General features: G+C 60.6%; 17 protein-coding genes. 12 read left to right on the plus strand and 5 right to left on the minus strand.

Annotated elements, in window-relative coordinates:
- The first annotated feature begins 167 nt into the window (after positions 1-167).
- Positions 168-950, plus strand: a complete 783-nt coding sequence (locus C2L64_RS23875) for an alpha/beta fold hydrolase (protein WP_103153736.1) — start codon at positions 168-170, stop codon at positions 948-950.
- A gap of 15 nt (positions 951-965) precedes the next feature.
- Here C2L64_RS23875 and C2L64_RS23880 read toward each other — a convergent pair whose 3' ends face one another.
- On the minus strand, positions 966-1,367 hold the full coding sequence (locus C2L64_RS23880) for a hypothetical protein (RefSeq protein WP_007735261.1): 402 nt from the start codon (positions 1,365-1,367) through the stop codon (positions 966-968).
- 405 nt (positions 1,368-1,772) lie between these two features.
- Between C2L64_RS23880 and gltA the strand changes: the two genes are divergently transcribed.
- From gltA to C2L64_RS23900, 4 genes are all read left to right on the plus strand, one after another.
- A complete protein-coding gene (gltA, locus tag C2L64_RS23885; protein ID WP_007746525.1) occupies positions 1,773-3,074 on the plus strand; it encodes a citrate synthase in 1,302 nt (433 codons plus the stop codon).
- 854 nt (positions 3,075-3,928) lie between these two features.
- Entirely contained in the window at positions 3,929-5,068 is a 1,140-nt protein-coding gene (locus C2L64_RS23890; RefSeq protein ID WP_103153691.1) for an IS481 family transposase, read from the plus strand.
- A 449-nt stretch (positions 5,069-5,517) separates the two neighbouring features.
- On the plus strand, positions 5,518-7,797 hold the full coding sequence (locus C2L64_RS23895) for an amylo-alpha-1,6-glucosidase (protein ID WP_007746427.1): 2,280 nt from the start codon (positions 5,518-5,520) through the stop codon (positions 7,795-7,797).
- Between the two features lie 43 nt (positions 7,798-7,840).
- Complete coding sequence (locus tag C2L64_RS23900; protein WP_009770636.1) at positions 7,841-8,584, plus strand: DUF2278 family protein; 744 nt, start codon at positions 7,841-7,843, stop codon at positions 8,582-8,584.
- Between the two features lie 10 nt (positions 8,585-8,594).
- Here C2L64_RS23900 and C2L64_RS23905 read toward each other — a convergent pair whose 3' ends face one another.
- On the minus strand, positions 8,595-8,996 hold the full coding sequence (locus tag C2L64_RS23905; protein ID WP_009770637.1) for a VOC family protein: 402 nt from the start codon (positions 8,994-8,996) through the stop codon (positions 8,595-8,597).
- 165 nt (positions 8,997-9,161) lie between these two features.
- On the opposite strand from C2L64_RS23905, the gene C2L64_RS23910 reads away from it, so the two are divergent.
- On the plus strand, positions 9,162-10,745 hold the full coding sequence (locus tag C2L64_RS23910) for a class I adenylate-forming enzyme family protein (RefSeq protein ID WP_103153718.1): 1,584 nt from the start codon (positions 9,162-9,164) through the stop codon (positions 10,743-10,745).
- Between the two features lie 185 nt (positions 10,746-10,930).
- Here C2L64_RS23910 and C2L64_RS23915 read toward each other — a convergent pair whose 3' ends face one another.
- Positions 10,931-11,593 carry a GntR family transcriptional regulator gene (locus C2L64_RS23915; RefSeq protein ID WP_009770639.1) on the minus strand — a complete coding sequence of 221 codons (663 nt, stop codon included), beginning with the start codon at positions 11,591-11,593 and terminating at the stop codon, positions 10,931-10,933.
- Between the two features lie 605 nt (positions 11,594-12,198).
- Between C2L64_RS23915 and C2L64_RS23920 the strand changes: the two genes are divergently transcribed.
- Positions 12,199-12,876, plus strand: a complete 678-nt coding sequence (locus C2L64_RS23920; protein WP_039902380.1) for a response regulator transcription factor — start codon at positions 12,199-12,201, stop codon at positions 12,874-12,876.
- 46 nt (positions 12,877-12,922) lie between these two features.
- Here C2L64_RS23920 and C2L64_RS23925 read toward each other — a convergent pair whose 3' ends face one another.
- Positions 12,923-13,126 (minus strand): hypothetical protein, encoded by a 204-nt coding sequence (locus C2L64_RS23925; protein ID WP_009770641.1) that lies wholly within the window; start codon positions 13,124-13,126, stop codon positions 12,923-12,925.
- 144 nt (positions 13,127-13,270) lie between these two features.
- The gene (locus C2L64_RS23930) at positions 13,271-14,440 is read right to left on the minus strand and encodes a helix-turn-helix transcriptional regulator (RefSeq protein ID WP_039902381.1); all 1,170 of its coding nucleotides are present in this window, start codon (positions 14,438-14,440) and stop codon (positions 13,271-13,273) included.
- A gap of 381 nt (positions 14,441-14,821) precedes the next feature.
- Here C2L64_RS23930 and C2L64_RS23935 point away from each other — a divergent pair, with 381 nt between their 5' ends.
- The 5 genes from C2L64_RS23935 (at position 14,822) to C2L64_RS23955 (ending at position 18,853) form a co-directional block, all read left to right on the plus strand.
- Positions 14,822-15,487, plus strand: coding sequence for a response regulator transcription factor (locus C2L64_RS23935; RefSeq protein WP_009770643.1), 666 nt, complete (start codon positions 14,822-14,824; stop codon positions 15,485-15,487).
- A gap of 150 nt (positions 15,488-15,637) precedes the next feature.
- Positions 15,638-15,964, plus strand: coding sequence for an HdeA/HdeB family chaperone (locus C2L64_RS23940; RefSeq protein ID WP_009770644.1), 327 nt, complete (start codon positions 15,638-15,640; stop codon positions 15,962-15,964).
- A 120-nt stretch (positions 15,965-16,084) separates the two neighbouring features.
- A complete protein-coding gene (locus C2L64_RS23945) occupies positions 16,085-17,380 on the plus strand; it encodes a phthiocerol/phthiodiolone dimycocerosyl transferase family protein (protein ID WP_009770645.1) in 1,296 nt (431 codons plus the stop codon).
- Between the two features lie 103 nt (positions 17,381-17,483).
- Positions 17,484-18,017: a TetR/AcrR family transcriptional regulator gene (locus C2L64_RS23950; protein ID WP_236674171.1), complete on the plus strand. Its 534-nt coding sequence runs from the start codon at positions 17,484-17,486 to the stop codon at positions 18,015-18,017.
- A gap of 107 nt (positions 18,018-18,124) precedes the next feature.
- Positions 18,125-18,853 (plus strand): cysteine hydrolase family protein, encoded by a 729-nt coding sequence (locus C2L64_RS23955; protein ID WP_009770647.1) that lies wholly within the window; start codon positions 18,125-18,127, stop codon positions 18,851-18,853.
- The last annotated feature ends 341 nt before the right edge of the window (positions 18,854-19,194 follow it).

Genomic DNA, 19,194 nt, shown 5'->3' on the forward strand with positions numbered 1-19,194 from the left:
GCTTACAGCGCGCTTTCTGTGGCGCGCGTGAGTTCGGGCGTCATGTGACAATGAGGCTTTTACGGCGCGCATATCATGGATAATGCGCGCCTTTTCATTTGCCTCTTTCAGTGAATCAGACTTCCGCTTCGTCCACGCTTTCCATCGAATTGCCCAACGGCTTGCGCATGCCTTATGTCGAACAGGGCGACGGCGAACTGCTGCTTTTCGTGCATGGTTCGCTGTGCGACTACCGCTATTGGGAGCCGCAACTCGCGGGTCTGTCGAAGCGTTTTCGATGCGTGGCCGTGAGCCTCACGCATTACTGGCCCGCTGTTGAAACGCCCATCGCGATCCCGTTCAGCTGGAGCAATCATGCGGATGAAGTCGCGCAGTTCATCGAGCGCTTCGGCGCGAGGCCTGCGCATGTCGTGGGTCATTCGCGCGGCGGCTGTGTCGCGTATCACTTCGCGCGGCGTCATGCTCAGCATGTGAAGACGCTGACGCTCGCCGATCCCGGCGGGCCGTTGCAGATTGCGGGACGCGCGCCGGCGAGTTTGCCGGAGACGGTCAATGCGCTGCGTGCGCGTGCCGCGCAACTAATCGAAGAAGGACAGGTCGACGCGGGCCTGCAACTGTTCGTCGATTCCGTGAGCCGCCCGGGTTTCTGGGCGAAGAGCACGCCGGGCTTCCGGCGCATGGCGACGGACAACGCGCATACGCTCGCGCGCCAGTTCCGCGATCCGTTGCCGGCTTATACGCCTGACAGCGCGAATGACTTGAAGTGTCCTGTGCTGCTGATCGACGGCGAGAAGAGTCCGCTGATGTTCCGGCGCGCGGCCGAGACGCTCGCGTCATGGCTGCCGGACGCGCGGCGCGAAACGGTGATGGGCGCATCGCATGGCATGAACCTCGCGCATCCTGCCGCCTTCAACCGTTTCGTCGACGCGTTCATTCAAGGCACGCGTTGAGCTTCTTTTAAAGCGTCAGTCTTTGGCGTGCGCGTCGATGTCGAGCGCGCGCTCGGCGCCTTCACCGATCAGGCCGCAGTAGTACAGATGTACGCCGATCGCGAGCGAGTCGTGGCGGATTTCGTTGAACGCCTTCCACGCCTTGGCAGGTTCCTTGAACACGAGATAGTGCGCTTCCTGCGAAACGAGCCGCGCGACCTGATGCAGACCATGTCCATGCAGACGGTCGACCAGTTCGTCGAGGCTGCGATGCGTGCGCGCGTCCGTGCGCGGATACAGCATGTGCAGCACGGCGACCTTTTCCGAGGCGAGTGCGGCCGACATCGCCAACACGATGTCCTGGTGGTTCAGCGCCGTGACAACGGTGTCTTCGGCTTCTTCGGTCGCGGGAAAGAGCGTGTCGAGGTTCATGTTCATTGTGGTTATTCCTGTGTCTGACTCTAAAAAAGACCCGCCGTTTCAACGGCGGGTCCAAGACAGCATTGTGTTTGCAGGGGAAGCTAAACACAGGTTCAGTATCTCAGACGCGATTGCGTTTGGCGTCCTGCGTGAAGCAAAACATTGTTGCTGCGGGTGCGCTTACTTTCATTTGTCTGTCGATGCAAAGCCTTGTCGGCTGGTCGAGTATTGCTTGGTGCGAGATGGATTGTTGCGCACGAGGGATGCAATGAAACGCCATGCGCGCCTTAAAATGCTGACGGCTGCCGGGTGCGGCAAAACGCGTACTAGCCGGCGCGCACGTTTGTTGTTCGATGTGCGCGTGAGGCGCCGCACATCCGGCCTCGCGTGTTCAGAGCAATGCAATGTCGAAAGGAATCACTGATGAACGTATCAACGACTAAAGCCACGCTGTCGTTTTCCGATAGCGACGAAAAGATCGAACTGCCGGTTTATAAAGGATCGTTGGGTCCGGATGTGATCGACATTCGCAAGCTGTACGGACAAACGGGCAAATTCACCTACGATCCGGGCTTCATGTCGACGGCGGCGTGCAATTCGGCTATCACGTATATCGATGGCGACAAGGGCGAGCTGCTGTATCGCGGCTATCCGATCGATAACCTCGCGCAAAACGCGGACTTTCTCGAAACGTGCTATCTGCTGCTGAAAGGCGAACTGCCCACGTTGCAGCAGAAGACGGAGTTCGAAGATACCGTCACGAAGCACACGATGGTGCATGAGCAGATGCACTTTTTCTTCCGTGGCTTCCGTCGCGACGCACACCCGATGGCGATTCTCGTCGCCGCAGTCGGTGCACTGTCGGCGTTCTATCACGACTCGCTCGATATCTCCGACCCGACGCACCGCGACGTGTCCGCGATCCGCATGATCGCCAAGCTGCCGACGCTCGTCGCGATGGCGTACAAGTACTCGATCGGCCAGCCGTTCGTGTATCCGCGCAACGATCTGTCGTACAGCGCGAATTTCATGCACATGATGTTCTCGACCCCGGCCGAGGAGTACAAGGTCAACGAAGTGCTGGTGCGCGCGCTGGACCGCATTCTGATCCTGCATGCGGACCACGAGCAGAATGCGTCGACTTCGACGGTGCGTCTGGCGGGTTCGTCGGGTGCGAATCCGTTTGCGTGTATCGCGGCGGGGATCGCGTGTCTGTGGGGCCCGGCGCACGGCGGCGCGAACGAAGCGGCGCTGAACATGCTGGAAGAGATCGGTTCCGTCGACAACATTCCGAAGTTCATCGAGCAGGTGAAGGACAAGAACTCGGGTGTGAAGCTGATGGGTTTCGGTCACCGCGTGTACAAGAACTACGATCCGCGCGCGAAGCTGATGCGCGAGACTTGCCATGAAGTGCTGAACGAACTGGGTCTGCACGACGACCCGCTGTTCAAGCTCGCGATGGCGCTGGAAAAGATCGCGTTGGAAGATGAATACTTCGTTTCGCGCAAGCTGTATCCGAACGTCGACTTTTACTCGGGTATCGTGCAGCGTGCGCTGGGCATTCCGACCGCGATGTTCACCTGCATTTTCTCGCTCGCACGTACCGTGGGCTGGATCGCGCAATGGAATGAAATGATCGCCGATCCTGAGCAGAAGATTGGGCGTCCGCGGCAATTGTTCGTTGGCGAGACGGCGCGGGACGCGAAGCCGATCGCGCAGCGGTGAGGGTTGTTCGTTATTAAGGCTCGCTTTTGAATGCCGCTATCCGCGGTATCGGCTGAAAGCGCAGGCGCTGCTTCCGCATGAGGGAAGTGGCGCCTTTTTTTTCGTCTGCGACGGGGGGGCTGATTTGGGTTTGTGCTGGCATGCGCGGCTTGCGTTTGCGCTGGAATGCGCGGCCTGCGTTTGCGCTGGCATCCGCGCTTTGTCTTCGTGCTTCACGCGTTGCCCCTGTGAGGGGCGGCACCTACTTTTCTTTGCCGCCGCAAAGAAAAGTAGGCAAAAGAAAGCGGCTAACACCGCTAGATCTTCTTCCTGCCTGAGGGCCCCCAACTGGTCCCACGCTTCATACGGCAACCACGTGACTCATGTTTGTTGCCAACGCTTTGAATTGACGCCTCACCCGCTTCAGGCACCCACGTTGCAGCATGCCGTGCCAGATAGTCCACCGCCGCCCAGGTGGCAAACTGTGTGTAGGCCGTAGCGCCACACACGCCTCACTTCGGTCCCGATAGCGCACGCGTTCCACGTTGTAAGAGCACAAACGTGTACGCCGCGACAACCTACACACAGTTTGCCACCTGGGCGGCACTAACCGTTCGCTGCCGTGAGCCCATGTACGGGTATTCGAAGCGGGTGAGGCGCTCATTCAGCGCGTTGGCAACGCACGCAGACAAGGATGTTGCCGTGTGAGGCATAGGACCCTTTGGGGGCCCTCAGGCAGGAAGAAATGTTGGCGGTGTTAGCCGCTTTCTTTTGCCTACTTTTCTTTGCGGCGGTGTACAGACTGGAGACATAGCTGACAGGTGTACAGGGACATGACTGACACTTTCGGGTAATCAAACGCCCGGATTCCAACCATGCCCTGGGATGCAAAAGACACCATGAATCTCCGCGAAGACTTCGTGCGCGATGCCGTCACGCAGGCGGTGCCGTTCAGCGAGTTGTGCCGCAAATACAAGATCACCCGTCAGACGGGCTACAAGTGGCTTGGACGCCATAAGAGCGAAGGCGTCGACGGACTGGCCGACCGCTCCCGCCGCCCGCATCACAGCCCCACACGCTCACCGGAGCACATCGAAGCGCTGGTGCTGGACCTGCGCTGCCAGCACGGCTGGGGCGGACGCAAGATCGCACAGCGCCTGCGCGATCTGGGCCAGACCGAGGTGCCCGCGCCTGCCACCATCACCGAGATCCTGCGGCGCCACGGGCTGATCGACGAACACGCGTCGCGACAGCGCCAGCACTGGCAACGCTTCGAGCATGAGCATCCGAACTCGTTGTGGCAGATGGACTTCAAGGGCGACTTCCCGACCCTGGAGAGCGGGCGCTGCGCGCCGCTGACGGTCATCGACGATCACTCGCGCTACAACATCGTGCTGAGCGCCTGCTCGCGCACCACCACGCAGGTCGTGCAGGAAGCGCTCGAGCAGGCGTTCCGCTGCTACGGGCTACCCTCGCGTATCAACACCGACAACGGCGCGCCGTGGGGTTCGCCCAGCGCGCCGGGACAGCTCACCGAGCTCGCCGTCTGGCTGATCCGGCTGGGTATCCATGTGAGCTACAGCAGGCCGTATCACCCGCAGACCAATGGCAAGGACGAACGGTTTCACCGCTCGCTGAAGGCCGAAGTGCTGCAGCGGCACGCCTTCAACACGCACGAGCACGTGCAGCAGGCACTGGATCGCTGGCGGCAGGTGTACAACACCGAGCGTCCACACGAGGCACTCGGGATGGCCACGCCGATTACCCGCTACGCGTGCAGCCTGAGCAGGATGCCCGATCGCCTCCCGGAGCCCGAATACGAGTCCGGCGATGAAGTTTTACTGGTCAACTCAAGCGGCGTGGTGCGCTTCCGGGGCGAGAAACTGAAGCTCTCGATTGCGCTCAAGGGCTTGCATGTGGCAGCCCGCCCGAGCGAGGACGAAGACGGGGTGATCGAGTTCTGGTTCGCCCATCAGCGTGTCGAAAAACTTGACCTGAAGGAGCCCAAACCCTGACCATCATGTGTCAGCGATGTCCCTGTACATGTGTCAACGATGTCTCCAGTCTGTACACGGCGGCAAAGAAAAGTAGGTGCCGCCCCGCACAGGGGCGACGCGTGAAGCACGAAGGCAAAACGCGGATGCCAGCGAAAGCGCAAACACAAACACCGTCACGCGAATGCCAGCAAAACGACAAACGCGTTGCAGTTCCACAGGATGGCGAAGCAATTCGTTCAATGTCCGAGCCGCCTTTGGCGGTACTCCAGTGCAGCACGCACTGGCAAAGCGGAAGCATTCAGAAAGCCGACAGCACGACCCGTGCCATGCAACCGCATTGTGACATTTCGAAGAAAAAAATCACAAAGAATCGTGGCACCTGCGGCACTATCCGCTGTCGTAACGGCACGAACCTTCTACAATCACCGAAACGAAGCCACCAGCACCACTAGCACAGGAGCAAGCTGATGCAGGATCCAGAAGCACTCGGCGGGTTGTCCCATCAGGGCGGCGTGGACTATCGCGGCGAGGAGAACGACGGCGCGTTCATCGCGCCTGAAAACCTGAATGTCGCGAGCGCGACCCAGCACGTGCTGAAGTCCGGCGGCACGTTTATCGTCAACGATCCCCTCGGCGACGTCACGGGCCACGACGACGGCCTGTTCGTCAACGACACCCGCGTGCTGTCGCAGCTGCGTCTGACCTTTGGCGGACGCGCGCCGTCGCTGCTGTCGGGCAGCGTCAGCAGCGACAACACGTCATTCACCGCGCATCTGACCAACCGTCCGCTGCCGCCGCTCGGCGGCAACAGCACGCCGGAGGGCGTGATTCACGTCGAGCGTGTGCGCGTGCTGTCGGGCACGGTGATGAACGAAGCGATCGAACTCACCAATTACGGCACGACGGACGCCGTCGTGCCGCTGTCCATTTCGTTTGCCAGCGACTTCCGCGACATGTTCGAAGTGCGCGGCCTGAAGCGCGCAAAGCAGGGCAAGGTCGAAACGCCGCGCGTGCACAAGAACGAAGTGCTGCTCGGCTACATCGGCCTCGACGACGTGGCGCGCCACGTGCGCGTCGCATTCTCGCCGATGCCCGACAAGCTGCTTGCCGACCGCGCCGATTATTCGGTGAACCTGCCGGCGCAGGCTTGCGTGTCGATTTATCTGTCAGTGGCCGTGCAGGTCGCGGCGCACAAGGGCGAACCAGACGTCCACGTGGCGCAATCGACGCATACCGTCACGGAGCTGCACGTCTCGCAGGTCGACGCGGCGCGGCCGCGCGTGGGCCGCACGGCCGTGCGCGCGGCGCTCGTCGATGCCCACCTGGTGATGCGCGAGCGGCGCCGCGCGTCGGCGCGCGTGCGTTCGAGCAACCCGCTGTTCAATGCGTGGATCGACCGCTCGCAGGCGGACCTGAATCTGCTGACGACGGATCTCGCCAGCGGGCCGTATCCGTATGCAGGCATTCCGTGGTTCTCGACGCCGTTCGGGCGCGACGCGGTCATCACGTCGCTGCAGATGTTGTGGCTCCAACCCGGCCTTGCGCGCGGCGTGCTGCGCTTTCTCGCCGAGCATCAGGCGACGGAAGATTCCGCGTTCCGCGATGCCGCCGTCGGCAAGATCATGCACGAAATGCGCCGCAGCGAAATGGCGGCGACGGGCGAGGTGCCGTTCGCGCTGTATTACGGCGGTGTCGATACGACGCCGCTCTTCATCGTGCTCGCGGGCGCGTACGTGGCGCGCACGGGTGACACGCAACTAGTCGATGAGCTGTGGCCTGCGCTCGAACGCGCGGCGAAGTGGGTGTCGGGCGTGTGCGACCGCAATATCTACGGGCTGCTCGATTATCAGCGCGCATCCGACGGCGGTCTTGCGAACCAGGGCTGGAAGGACAGTCACGACTCCGTCTTCCACGCGGACGGACGCTTCCCCGAAGGGCCGATCGCGCTCGTCGAGGTGCAGGCCTACGCGAGCGCCGCCTTCGACACGATGGCGCAGTTCTCGATGCTGCGCGGCCAGTCCGACGACGCGGTGCGCTACACGCAGCGCGCCACGGCGATTCGCGCGTGCGTCGAAGACAAGTACTGGATGGACGATTCGAACTTTTACGGCATCGCGCTCGACGGCAAAGGCGACCTGTGCCGCGTGATGGCATCGAACGCGGGCCATCTGCTCGCGTTTGGGCTGCCTTCGCGCGAACGCGGCGTCGCCGTCGCACGCGCGCTCGAATCGACGCTCTTCCACACGGGCTGGGGCGTGCGCACGCTGGCGGCGGGCCAGCCGCGCTTCAATCCGATGGCGTATCACAACGGCTCGGTCTGGCCGCATGACAACGCGCTCTGTGCGCGCGGTCTCGCGCGCTACGGCGCGAAGGCGGCCGCCGTGCGTCTGCTGCAGGCGCTCTTCCAGGCGGCCGTCAACTTCGACATGCGTCTGCCCGAGCTGTTCTGCGGCTTCCCGCGCCGTCGCGGCGAACCGCCCACTGCGTACCCCGTCGCGTGTCTGCCGCAGGCATGGGCGGCCGGCTCGCCGTTCATGATGCTCGAAGCGTGTCTGGGCATGACGATCGACGCGCAAAAGCGCGAAGTGCTGATCGAGCAGCCGATGTTGCCCGAAGGCATCGACTGGATCGAGATCGGCGATCTGCGCGTCGGCGACGCGTCGGTGTCGATCACGTTCCGGCGCGTGGCGGGCAAGGTCGTGGCGTCGGCGGAGCAGGGCGATGTGCGGGTGATCGCGCTGCTGTAAGTCGACGGCTGCAATCGGCCCTGGGCCTTCGACGGAGCGCGATATGCCGCAACAGAACGTCTATGTCGTGTTCAAAGGCGCGCTGAAGCTCGGCGTGCCTTTTCTCGACGGCTACAAGGGCGATCCACATTATGTGATCGTCGTCGATGATCCGGCGGGCGGCGAATTCAGGATCGTCACGAATGTGAAATCGGACAGTTCGCTCACGGGGCCCGCCGGCTATCACGTGCTGTATTCGTGGAGCCAGTACTTCGATCACCCGATGGTGGCCGATCTCGCGAAGCTGCCACCTGGCCTGACGCAGACCGGGTTTCCGAAGCTCGACTACGTGCATGATCCGCGTCTCGTCGATCTGTCGACCATGCGACCCATCACGCTCGATACGGCGAATGCGCACAACGACATCAACGCGCTCGTCAACGACATGCTGCAACTGGATATGTCGGCGGCGCCCGTCGACTATCTGTATCCGGGCAAGAGCGGTAACGACATGCGGCGCGGCTGGAAGCCCACGAAGAACGTCACCGTGTACGGCTTCGGCTTCCTGTTCGAGCCGGAGCACGACGGCTTGCACGAAACGCATATGAATCAGGGCAATCCGAAGCCGCAGCCGGGCAGCCGTGTTAGGGATCATTCGTCGGAGAACGGCACGTTCCAGGACGGCGCGGTGATGGTGGAGGTGGACGGGCGCTTTCAGGCGCTGTTCGTCGCGTTTCAGACCCAGCTCGTGCCGACCGACAACCGGGGCTGGCCGATTCCCGGCACGTCGCATCCGATTCTGGGCTAGTGTCCGGGTTTCAGTCGGCCGCCATCAATTCCAGAAGATTGCCGTCCGGGTCCTTGAAGAAGATCGAGTGACCCGGCTTCCCGTCTGCCGTCTTTCGAGGCGTCGGACCTTCGAGAACGGCAATGTTCTTCGATTTCAAAAGATCGAGTGCTTCGCCGATCGTGCCGCCCCATCGAAAGCAGATATCCGCGGCGCCGGGCGTCGGGTGTTCGGCGACGAGCTTCACGTTATTGCCACGCTGATGAATGCTCAGCACGGCGCCGCCTGACGCGACCTGTCGCACGAGCACGTTTGCGTCCACAGTATGTTCGGCGACAACCTCGGCGCCGAACAGGTCGCGATAGAACGCGAAGGTGGACATCAGATCGTCTACGGTGATGGCGACATGATCGATCCCGGTAATGCCTGTCATGGTTGTCTCCTGTGAACCACGCGAATGCTAGACGTAGCGTGTGAGCAGAAAATTATCCGCCGCGTCGCATCCGTCTTTCCCGGTTCGCTAATTCCTGTCTCACTCTGCAAAGGCAACATGTTCTCAACAGAGCCCGGATCCGGGACGTCATCTCAGGAGAACGACATGGAAGCCAATGCAGAAACGATCTATCGCCCGTATGTCGATGCATTACTGAGCGAACTGAAAACGCGCGCCTATGAACCCGTCATCCGCTATCAGGGAAAAGACGTCACGAGAGGCGAGTTGCGCAGCGCGATTTACCGCTATGCGCGGGCACTCGGCGCACTCGGCATAGGCCGGGGCGCGGTGGTCGCGCTCCATGCGCCGAATCGCCCCGATGCGCTCGCTGTTCGTTATGCGGCGAACCTGCTCGGCGCGGCCACCATGTTCCTGCCTGCGCTGGCGAGTGCCGAAAGCCGCGCGATCCTGCTCGCGCGAATCAGGCCGACGCTTCTCGTTGTGTTTCCGGAGACCGCCCATCTGGTTCGCGATGCAGTCGATCAGCGTATCGTTTCCGTCGGCTACGAGAGCCCATGGGTGCATCTCGACAGGTTCGCCAGCGTGCAGTCGGACCAACCGCTCGAAAGCCGGGCCATGCCGCACGAGCTCGCGGTGATCGTTTCCTCAGGCGGCACGACGGGCGTGCCGAAAGCGAGTCGCCGCTCGTTTGCCGCGTATTCCGCGATGGTGGTGTCGGCGCGCGACGGGAAGCGGCGTCAACTCATCAATGGTCCGCTCGCGTACCTGTCGCAAGTGCTGGTCGATACGACCTTGATCTGCGGCGGGAGTGTCGTGCTCGAACGGGAGTACAGTGCGCCGGCAACGCTCGCGATGATCGAGTCTGAACGCATCACGGATGTTTTTCTCGTCGAGCCTCAACTCTTCGAGATGATGGATCATCCGGACGTCAGCCGTCGCGATCTGTCGTCGCTGCGCTGTATTGCGCATGTCGGCGGCTCCGCGCCCGCGGCCCTGCGGCAACGCGCGGCCAGGCGTCTCGGCCCGGTGCTCGCGCATATGTATGGCGCAAGCGAAGCGGGACTCGTCAGCGTACTGCCGCCACCCGACTATGCGACAAACCCAGCGCGTCTGGACAGCGCCGGGCGCATCCGGCCTGGTGTCGAGGTGCGTTTGCGCTGCGTGGACGGTACGCTCGCGGCCAACGGGCACCCCGGCAGCATCGAGGTCCGGTCCGCTGCCGTGGCGCACGGATACCGGAATCAGGCCTCCGAAAGCGTGCAGAAGTTCAAGGACGGCTGGTGCCTGACGGGCGATATCGGCTTGATCGACGATGGCGGTTATCTTCATGTGATTGGCCGTTCATCCGACGTCGCGGAAATTGATCAGCGCACCATCGGTCCCGTGCATATCGAAGATATTCTGTGTCGGCTGCCCGATGTGCGTTATGCCGTGGCATTCGCGGCGAATACCCAGGATGGCGAGCATGCATGGAATGCAGTCGTCGAGCCTTGGGCCGGACAGCGAGTGGATGTCGCGCGATGCACGCGTACCCTGAACGCGGCGTTCGGCGATCTGGTGGCAAACGCGGTCAGGTTGTCGGAGGCTGGCGCGATACCGCTCACTGAGCAGGGCAAGGTGGACAGAGTCGCGATCGAGAGGGTGCTGTTCGTTCAGCCGCGTGCCACCATTGAAAGGCCGCCGCTCCGTGCGCATCGGCCGATGAGCGAGCGCCTTGGCGCCCGTTGATGCAATCAGGGCATGCCATCAGCTGAGAAGATGAACATGCCCACTGGTGCACGCGGGAAGCCGCGCAATAGCAAAGCAAAAGTTGCGCGTGCACGAGAGCTCATACCGCTGGCGCTATGCGTCTTCGCGATCGTGGTGTTTGGCATGGCCGAATCGGGACTGGCTGTGGCCATGCTTCGCTGAGGTCAGGCTAAACGTTCGAGCGCAGCCTTGAAAAGCGGCTTCCACGTGAGAATGTGCAGGCTGATCAGATCGCCGATCTGCTGCACGTCTCCTTTCGCGGCGAGTTCGATCATCTGGTAATGCTCTTGCACTGCCACTTTCTGCTGTTTGAGACCTTCGGCGGAGTCGATGCCGTAGAGCCGCATATCGTCGCGTAACTGCAGCACCATCTTCGTCAGCAACGGGTTGCCGACTTGTCCGACCATTGCCGCGTGGAAGGCGCGATCGATCGCGACGTAGGCCGGGACGTCGCCCGCTTCGACTGCGTGCGCGACGTCGTCCGCGAGTTTGACGAGTGGATTGCGATCCTTCAGACCTTGACGCGCGAGTGTCTCGAGCGCGAAGCGTTCGAGCAGTTCGCGCATCGTGAAGAGATTCTCGAGCGCTTCCAGAGACAGCCGCTCGACACGGAACCCGCGGTTGCGCATGGCCACGAGCAGGCCGCTGCGCGCCAGTTCGAGCAACGCCTCGCGCACGGGCGTGGTGGACACGCCCAGTTCAGTCGCGAGACCCGGCACCGAATACACGCTGCCTGGAGGCGTGCGCCCCGAGACGATTTCCGAGCGCACACGTTCGACAACCTGTTCTCGCAGATTGCCTGCACCATCGCCTTGCAGCAACTCCATCTCACGCCTCGGTTCGATCGGTTGGTCCGGTCATTGTAGCGTGTAACGCGCTACTGAAACTAACACCATTCGACGGATCTACTACTGCACGCTCGTGCTCAAAAACGACGGTGACAGGATGGGCCAACCGGCTCGCGGATGCACGGGAGAGTGGCCGGCGCGCATCTGACACCTGCGCACCGCACAAACCGGACATACCATCTGTAACTCATTGAAATAACGTGATGTTTAACGAATCCTACGATGCGTCGCGCGTGCAGGTGGAAGTGTTTCCAGTCGTTCCGCAGACCCTTGTCGTCCGAACCAGGGTTTCTCCTCATTGCCGGTCAAAACATGTGAACTAGAATTCGCTCACTTCTTAGTAACGCTGTACTGTTACTACAGAAGCACTCTGTCAGCCGCCGGCGTTTCGCTTTCTGTAACGCAGCACGGACAACCCTTTGCGCACCGCGATCACGATCAGAACAAAAGGTGCCGGGTCCTGCCTTTGGATGTCTGATAGAACATCTAATTCGTTATCCAGAATGAACCGGGGAGGTCATCGATCCCAATAGCGTCCGGATCCGTCTGGAACGGATGCTTGCGGCCATGTACAGAGGGAATAAATGCGAGTCTTATTGGTTGAAGACGATGTACAGGTTGGACAAAGCCTTTTTCGCGCATTGAAGGACGCGCACTATACCGTCGACTGGATCCGGGATGGCAAAGCTGCTCGCCTGGCACTCGAATCCACCAGCTACGCTGCCGTGCTGCTCGACCTGGGGCTGCCGGACATCGGCGGAGTCGATCTTCTCAAGGCACTGCGTGGTGCCGGAAACGCGGTCCCGGTGTTGATCCTCAGCGAATGCGACGACCTCGATGCACGCGTGCACAGCCTCGACGTCGGCGCCGACGATTGCCTGCTCAAACCCGTCGACCTTCGTGAACTGCTTGCACGTCTGCGCGCGGTATTGCGGCGTAGGGCGGGGTATGCGACGTCACGCATCGGCGACGAATCACTCAGCCTCGATCTCGAGATGCGTACGTTGCATCGCAACGGCATTGCGACAGCGCTTTCGGCACGCGAGTTTGCGCTGATGCACAGTTTTCTGGAGAGGCCAGGCACGATCCTGTCGCGCAGCCAGCTCGAAGACCGCATCTATGGCTGGGGAAGGGAAGTCGGGAGCAACGCAGTCGATGTGCTGATTCATTCGATGCGCAAAAGATTCGGACAGTCTCTGATCCGCAATGTGCGCGGTCTCGGTTGGACGGTGGCGCACGCCAGAGGCACTGAAGCAGCCTAGTATTCGAAGGCGGGTCTGACGGCCCGCCTTCGGCATGTCGCGCACGTCAGGAGCGAATCCTTCCGGAACGGGTCAATTGATATCCGACGACAAGACCCACGTCATAGGCGCTTTCAAGCGCTCTCACGATATCGGCAGGCTTTACCAGCACGCGTTGTTCGGGTGCGTCGGCGTCCAGCAAATCCACATCGAAGCAGTCAGCGGCGATTTCACTCAACGTGCACAGTCGTTCATCCGTCAGAGCACTCATACGGCCTCCTTTCGTCTATCGGGCTCAAATCACACATGCCGTCATTTCTGGTTTGGCGTTTTGTACACAGCCACGATAAAGGGAAAGAATTAGCCGCGAATGATTAACTGCCTCGCAACGCCGTGCTCGCGCATGGCAAGGAAACTAGAGTTGGGTCGGCACCAGCGCCGAACTGATCGCGATGATTCGTTCGAGGTCGCGAAGACTGGCGGCGTTCGTTTTGCGCAGGATGGTCTTGACCTGCGTACGGACCGTTTCCAGCGAAACCTGCCTGACTCTCGCCACGTCCTCGACAGTCGCGCCGCCGCTAAAGCGCAAAGCGACATCGGCCTCTGCCTTGGTGAGCCCGTAGAGTTCGCTCATCAGGCCCGGAGGCGGCCGCAGCGCGTGGTTCAATTGACGTATGACCACCGTTGCCGTGCCCCGCAGTACACGGCACGCATCGCGCACGTCGGACAGAAAATGACTGACAGCGGGCGAAACGAGCACCGCGAGTGACGCGTGTTGCGCGGGTTCGTCGCGTGTATTGCGCAATCTGAGCGCGCCGCCCATCGCGACTGAAGCGATGAGTTTGCCGAGTGTCGAATGATCATCTGGGTGCCGCGCGAGCAGCGTGATGGCGCCCACGCCGGGGCGAGGTCCCGATCGTGTCATCGCCAGCCCGCAGTGGCCGGCGTCCATCAGTCGGTTTGCGGCGGCATTCGCATGCAAGACGCGCATCGTGCCGTCGACGATCACGACGCTGATGGCAAGCGTATCGAGTGCGCCTGTACCCAGTTGCGTCCGGTTCGCGAGAGCAAGACGCTCTTCCAGTTGCAACGCGCGCTGCAGGTGCGGCAGCAGCATCATCAACAGCTGTCGATCGCCCTCATCGAATGGGCCCGAGCGGGCATCGCGCTGAATGCCGATCGGCGTGGCCGCGCGAACGCCCAGCATGCCGCCAAGCAGGTGACGAACGCCTGCACCACGCGCGAAATCGACATAGAACTCGGACTTCAGCAGCACATCGTCGGGGACGATCTGCTCGCCGATCACGGCGTGCAGAGTTGCACGGTTCAGGCCGTGAAAGATTCTCTCGGCTCTTTGCCGGAAGGGATCGATACGGTGGTAATAGGCGGCGTATGCATCGGCGTATTCGTTGCCGCCACCGAGCAGGTAGCGCAGTACGCCGGGCGCATCGGGAATGCTCAACGAAACGCGTTGCGCGCGAAACATCGAGCACAGCTGCGATCCAAGGTCGGGCCAGGTCGCGCCTTCGCCGAGCGCGGCGCCATAGATGAGATCGATCACGTCTGACACGTCGGACCTGGCCACTTGAGTCTCCGACTGCAAAACGAAGGCGTTTCATACCCTGTTCGGGGGATGGAATACTGCTCTGCATTCTACACAATTCACCCACGCCGAATCCCTGAAGGGTCCGCCGTCCGGCGCTGCTGCTGGCGGGTTGCACCATGCGGTTTTGCCTCGTTTGCGCGGCGAAGCCACAACGGGTCGAGGCGTCCTGGCCGCTGACGGCGCATTGATCTTGCCCGTTTGCAATAACGCAGCCAGCAAACAGAAGAAATTCGCCCGTCTGGCATGTTCCCTTCAGTAGTTGGTCCAGACGATCTCGAACCTCGCGACGCGGTGTCATGCGAGGCGATGTTGGTCGGCGAAGTCGTATTGGATAGCCACTTGATCAAACGGTGAAACATCATGCGGGTGTTATTGATTGAAGACGATGTGCAGGTGGGAAACGATTTGTGTCGCACGCTGAAGGCGGCGGAATTTAGCGTCGACTGGGTCCGCGACGGCCGGACAGGCAAGCGCGCCATCGAGGCCGCTTACTACGCCATCGTGCTTCTCGACCTCGGCCTGCCGGACATGACGGGTCTGGACGTGCTGCGCGCACTGCGTGCAGCGGGCAATAGCGTACCTGTGGTGATTCTCAGCACGGAAGACGATCTGGATGCGAGCGTGTGCAGTCTAGAGGCCGGTGCGGACGATTGCGTGCTCAAGCCGTTTGCCATTCGCGAGTTGTTCGCGCGTATTCGCGCCGTATTGCGTCGCAGGGCGGGCTACGCGACCTCGGCGATCGGGGACGGCTCGCTCAGTCTCGATCTCGAGAAGCGCACGCTGAATTGCAATGGCATCGCGTCATCGCTTTCAGCGCGCGAATTTGCGCTGATGCATGCATTCCTCGAAAAGCGCGGCACGATCCTGTCGCGCGGACAGCTCGAAGACCGGCTGTATGGATGGGGCAGGGAAGTGGAGAGCAATGCTGTCGACGTGTTGATCCACTCGGTACGCAAAAAATTCGGTCAATCCTTGATTCGCAATGTGCGCGGACTCGGCTGGACGATTGCGCACGCAAATGCGTAGCGCTGTCCGGGGTGCGTCCTCGCCGGTAATGCAGAGCTAATTCTGCGTCTTTACGATGCACAGTCATACCGGCTGACACATGCCGGTTAATCGCCCCCGCAGTCGCAACGCTTGCGACGATTCTAGCTTTCTCTATTCATGGAGTGTCTTATGAAGCCCTCGAAAATCCTGATGGTCCTCGTCTGTCTGGTTGCCGCTCAAGCGGCTAGCGCGCAGGAAAAGACGGTGTCCCCCGCAAAAATGACCTGCGCCGATTATGTCTCCGTCGATGAGGTGTATCGACCGGCTCTCGTTTATTGGGTCGCCGGTGTCGACAAGCTCGGTATCAAGGAGACGGACACGATGGTCGTCGATACAGCGCATCCCGTCGCGGAGACCGTAGCCGAAGCATGCACCAAAGATCCGCAGACCCCGTTTGTGTCGAAAGTCAGATCCATGATCAAGGCGAAGAAGATTTCGCTCTTCCAGCATTCGTAATGATGCTGCCGGCGGCTCTGGCGAACAGGCATAGCCCGCTGTCGCGGGCTCGCCGCTGAACACGATATCGCCAGACTCGTCACGACATTTACGCATCCCATTTGTTTTCAGGAGCTGGCCATGCAGTCGCTTTGTGAACGGCCTTCACAAGACCAGGCTCGCGCCGCGAGGCGAATCTATCGCGAGGCGTCGCCCACGGAAATGACTTACATCCGGACGGGCCTGCTCGTGGTGAGTCGCAGCAGTATCGCCGGGTCCATTAGCAGAGAGCAATTCGACACTGCGATCGCATGTCTGGAGGCTCGCTACGGCATTCTTCGTTCGGTCGTCGAGAATGGACAATTCGTGGAGCGGGTGGATGAATCGTCCGCGGTTGAATCGTGGTTGTCTCCCGATGCGTGTTCCGTCGATGCGTTATACGCGACGTTGCTGAATGCCGAACTGGATACGGGAAAGAGAATCTATAGTGTCCACGTAATTGCCGGTGAAGATGCACTCGATATCTTCATGCTGAGTTCGCATGCAGTGACGGACGCAACGTCGCTGGTCGAACTGCATTCATGTCTTGTTCATATCTGCGATTGCATCGTGCGCGGTACACGCCCGACGTTGGCGCCGCAGCCTTTCCCGGTCCCCGTCGATGCGGCGGTGAATCGAAGCCTCGCTTCGCTTTCGGGTGGATGTATCGGCGATCCTGCTGCTTATTCAGGGGCATTTGCCGAAATCCCGATGCGCGCGCCATACGATGGTGGGCCAGTGACGCATCGCCTCGAGCAGACCGTGATCAACGCAGCCGATATGCAACGTATTAGCGCCGCAGCCCACGCGCACGGTTCTTCCGTGCATTCGCTTCTTCTCGCGGCATTTGCGCTCGCGATTGGCGACGTGGCGAAGGAGCAGCCGCGCCGGATTCTGATGCGGTCGTCCGTGGATATGCGCCGCAGGCTTGAGCCGCACGTTTCGGCGGAACTTGTCTTCTCGGCCATCACGGGACATATCACGCCTGTTCCTGATCTGGACCGGCCGTTGTTCGAGATTGCGAGGCATATCTTCGGTGAGATTCACGAGGGCGTCGTCAACGGACTCATCTTTCGCGACTACGCGAACTATGCGAAGGTGTTCGGCAGCACGCAACAGGCTCCCGTTGCGCTCAATATCTCCGACATGCAGGCGGTCACATTTCATTGGCCAACGCAACAGCTGAATGTGACGGGATTTGAGTATGCGTGTGGATGGTTGAAGAAATTCCCGAACGTTTCAGTTTCAGTTCTCGATGGAAGGCTGATCGCGAACACGGTCTATGTCGAGCAGTTTGTCGATCCGACGATCATGCGGGCGATCTCCGAGCGTGTCGTGGACAGACTGGTTTCTGCGATCCGGCCGCCCGAAGTCCGAGACGAGGTTGACAATAAATAGATGACCGGTTATCTTGTTATCCATCGACTCAGCGGAGATCACGAAGTTGCCACGTCCTGCCAATCCTCAAGTACGTTCGCGTCTGCTGTCAGTGGGGCGCGATGTGGTTCACGACCGTGGTTTCAATGGCTGCGGCGTGCAGGACATCACGACGGCCGCTGGCGTGCCGAAGGGCTCGTTCTACAACTACTTCGAAAGCAAGGAAATGTTTGCGGCCGAAATTCTCGACGACTACTGGCAGTCAATCGAAGACCGCCATGGTCCGATTCTGTACGACGCGCGAATCAGGCCGCTCGCGCGCATTGCGAAATTCTTCCGCGCATTGACCGACGACCACAGCAAGAGCGACTTCGCGCTGGGTTGTCTGATTGGCAACCTGTCACTGGAACTGTCGAACGCCAGCGACGAGGCGCGCTCGAAACTTCTGGCCTTGCTCGCGCGCTGGCAAGAGGCGCTTGCAGTCTGCTTGCGCGAGGCGCAGGAGCGCAATGAACTGGACCGCAAGCAGAACGCGGACGAACTCGCGGCGATCGTGATCGAGGCTTACGAAGGCGCGGCCATGCGCGGCAAGATCGAGCAGAGCGGCAACGCTTACGAACGTTTCGAGAAGGTCGTATTGCCTCGCCTGCTTCGTTAAGTTTTTTTGCGGTTTTTATAAAGCGACCGGTCATCTATGTTTGGCGTGCGTCCATACTTTGCGCGGTTGCGGTTTTCTTATGTAGTGACCTTTATATGGAGGGTTTTATGAGTAACGCGAACCAGGCAGCGCAAGAGAACGCAAACCCCTACGCCGATCCTGCCAATCCGGCTTTGCCGCCGACGGGCTTCAAACTGGATCCCGCGCGGGCGGCACTGGTGGTAATCGATCCGCAGAATGATTTCCTGAGTCCGTCAGGGGCGAGCTGGTCGGTATTCGGGCCGAGCATCACCGAGAACAATACGGTCGCAAATCTGGGGCAGCTGTTCAAGACGGCGAAGCAGGTTGGCCTCACCGTGGCGGTTTCGCCGCACTATTACTATCCGTGCGACCACGAGTGGCATTTTGGCGGTCCGCTGGAAAAGGTGATGCACAACATCTGCATGTTCGATCGCAAAGGGCCGAACACGCTTGAGGATTTCGAGGGATCGGGCGCGGACTTTCTCGACGAGTACAAGCCGTACATTCTCGACGGCAAAACCATCATCGCATCGCCGCACAAGGTGTATGGGCCGGAGACGAACGACCTCGCATTGCAACTTCGCAAGAAGGGCGTCTCGCAGATCATTCTCGCCGGCATGGCGGCGAATCTTTGTATCGAATCGCACTTGCGCGAGTTGATCGAACAAGGGTTTGAAGTTGCCGTGGTGCGTGACGCTACGGCAGGTCCGCGACTGCCGGACGGCGACGGATATCTGGCCGCGATCATCAACTTCCGTTATCTCGCGCATGCGCTTTTGACGACGGAGCAAACGGTTCGGGAACTCACGTCCTGATCGGACCCGGCACGAATCCGATGCGCAGCGTTTGCTGCGCTTTCGCTGCTGGATCGTCGGCGGCGTGCGCTGTATTGACGGAACACATGAACATCGAGCAAGCGGCAGCCGTGGCGAGGCGCGCAAATAAGGCGAGTCTGCGCATGAACGCGTTCTTGATTGACGTGAGATTGGGTTGCCGAATATATCGATGCGTCAATCCAGCGGTCAAAGAACGAATCGAGCGATCGTTAAGCGTCACGACGTGATTTGCTTCGCTGCGCATCGAACGAAGACGCGCGCCGTTTCTTCATTGCACTCACGCGAATAACGTAAGCGAAAATTGGTCGTTAACTGAGAAA

The organism is Paraburkholderia hospita, from assembly GCF_002902965.1.
GTDB classification, from domain to species: Bacteria; Pseudomonadota; Gammaproteobacteria; order Burkholderiales; family Burkholderiaceae; genus Paraburkholderia; species Paraburkholderia hospita.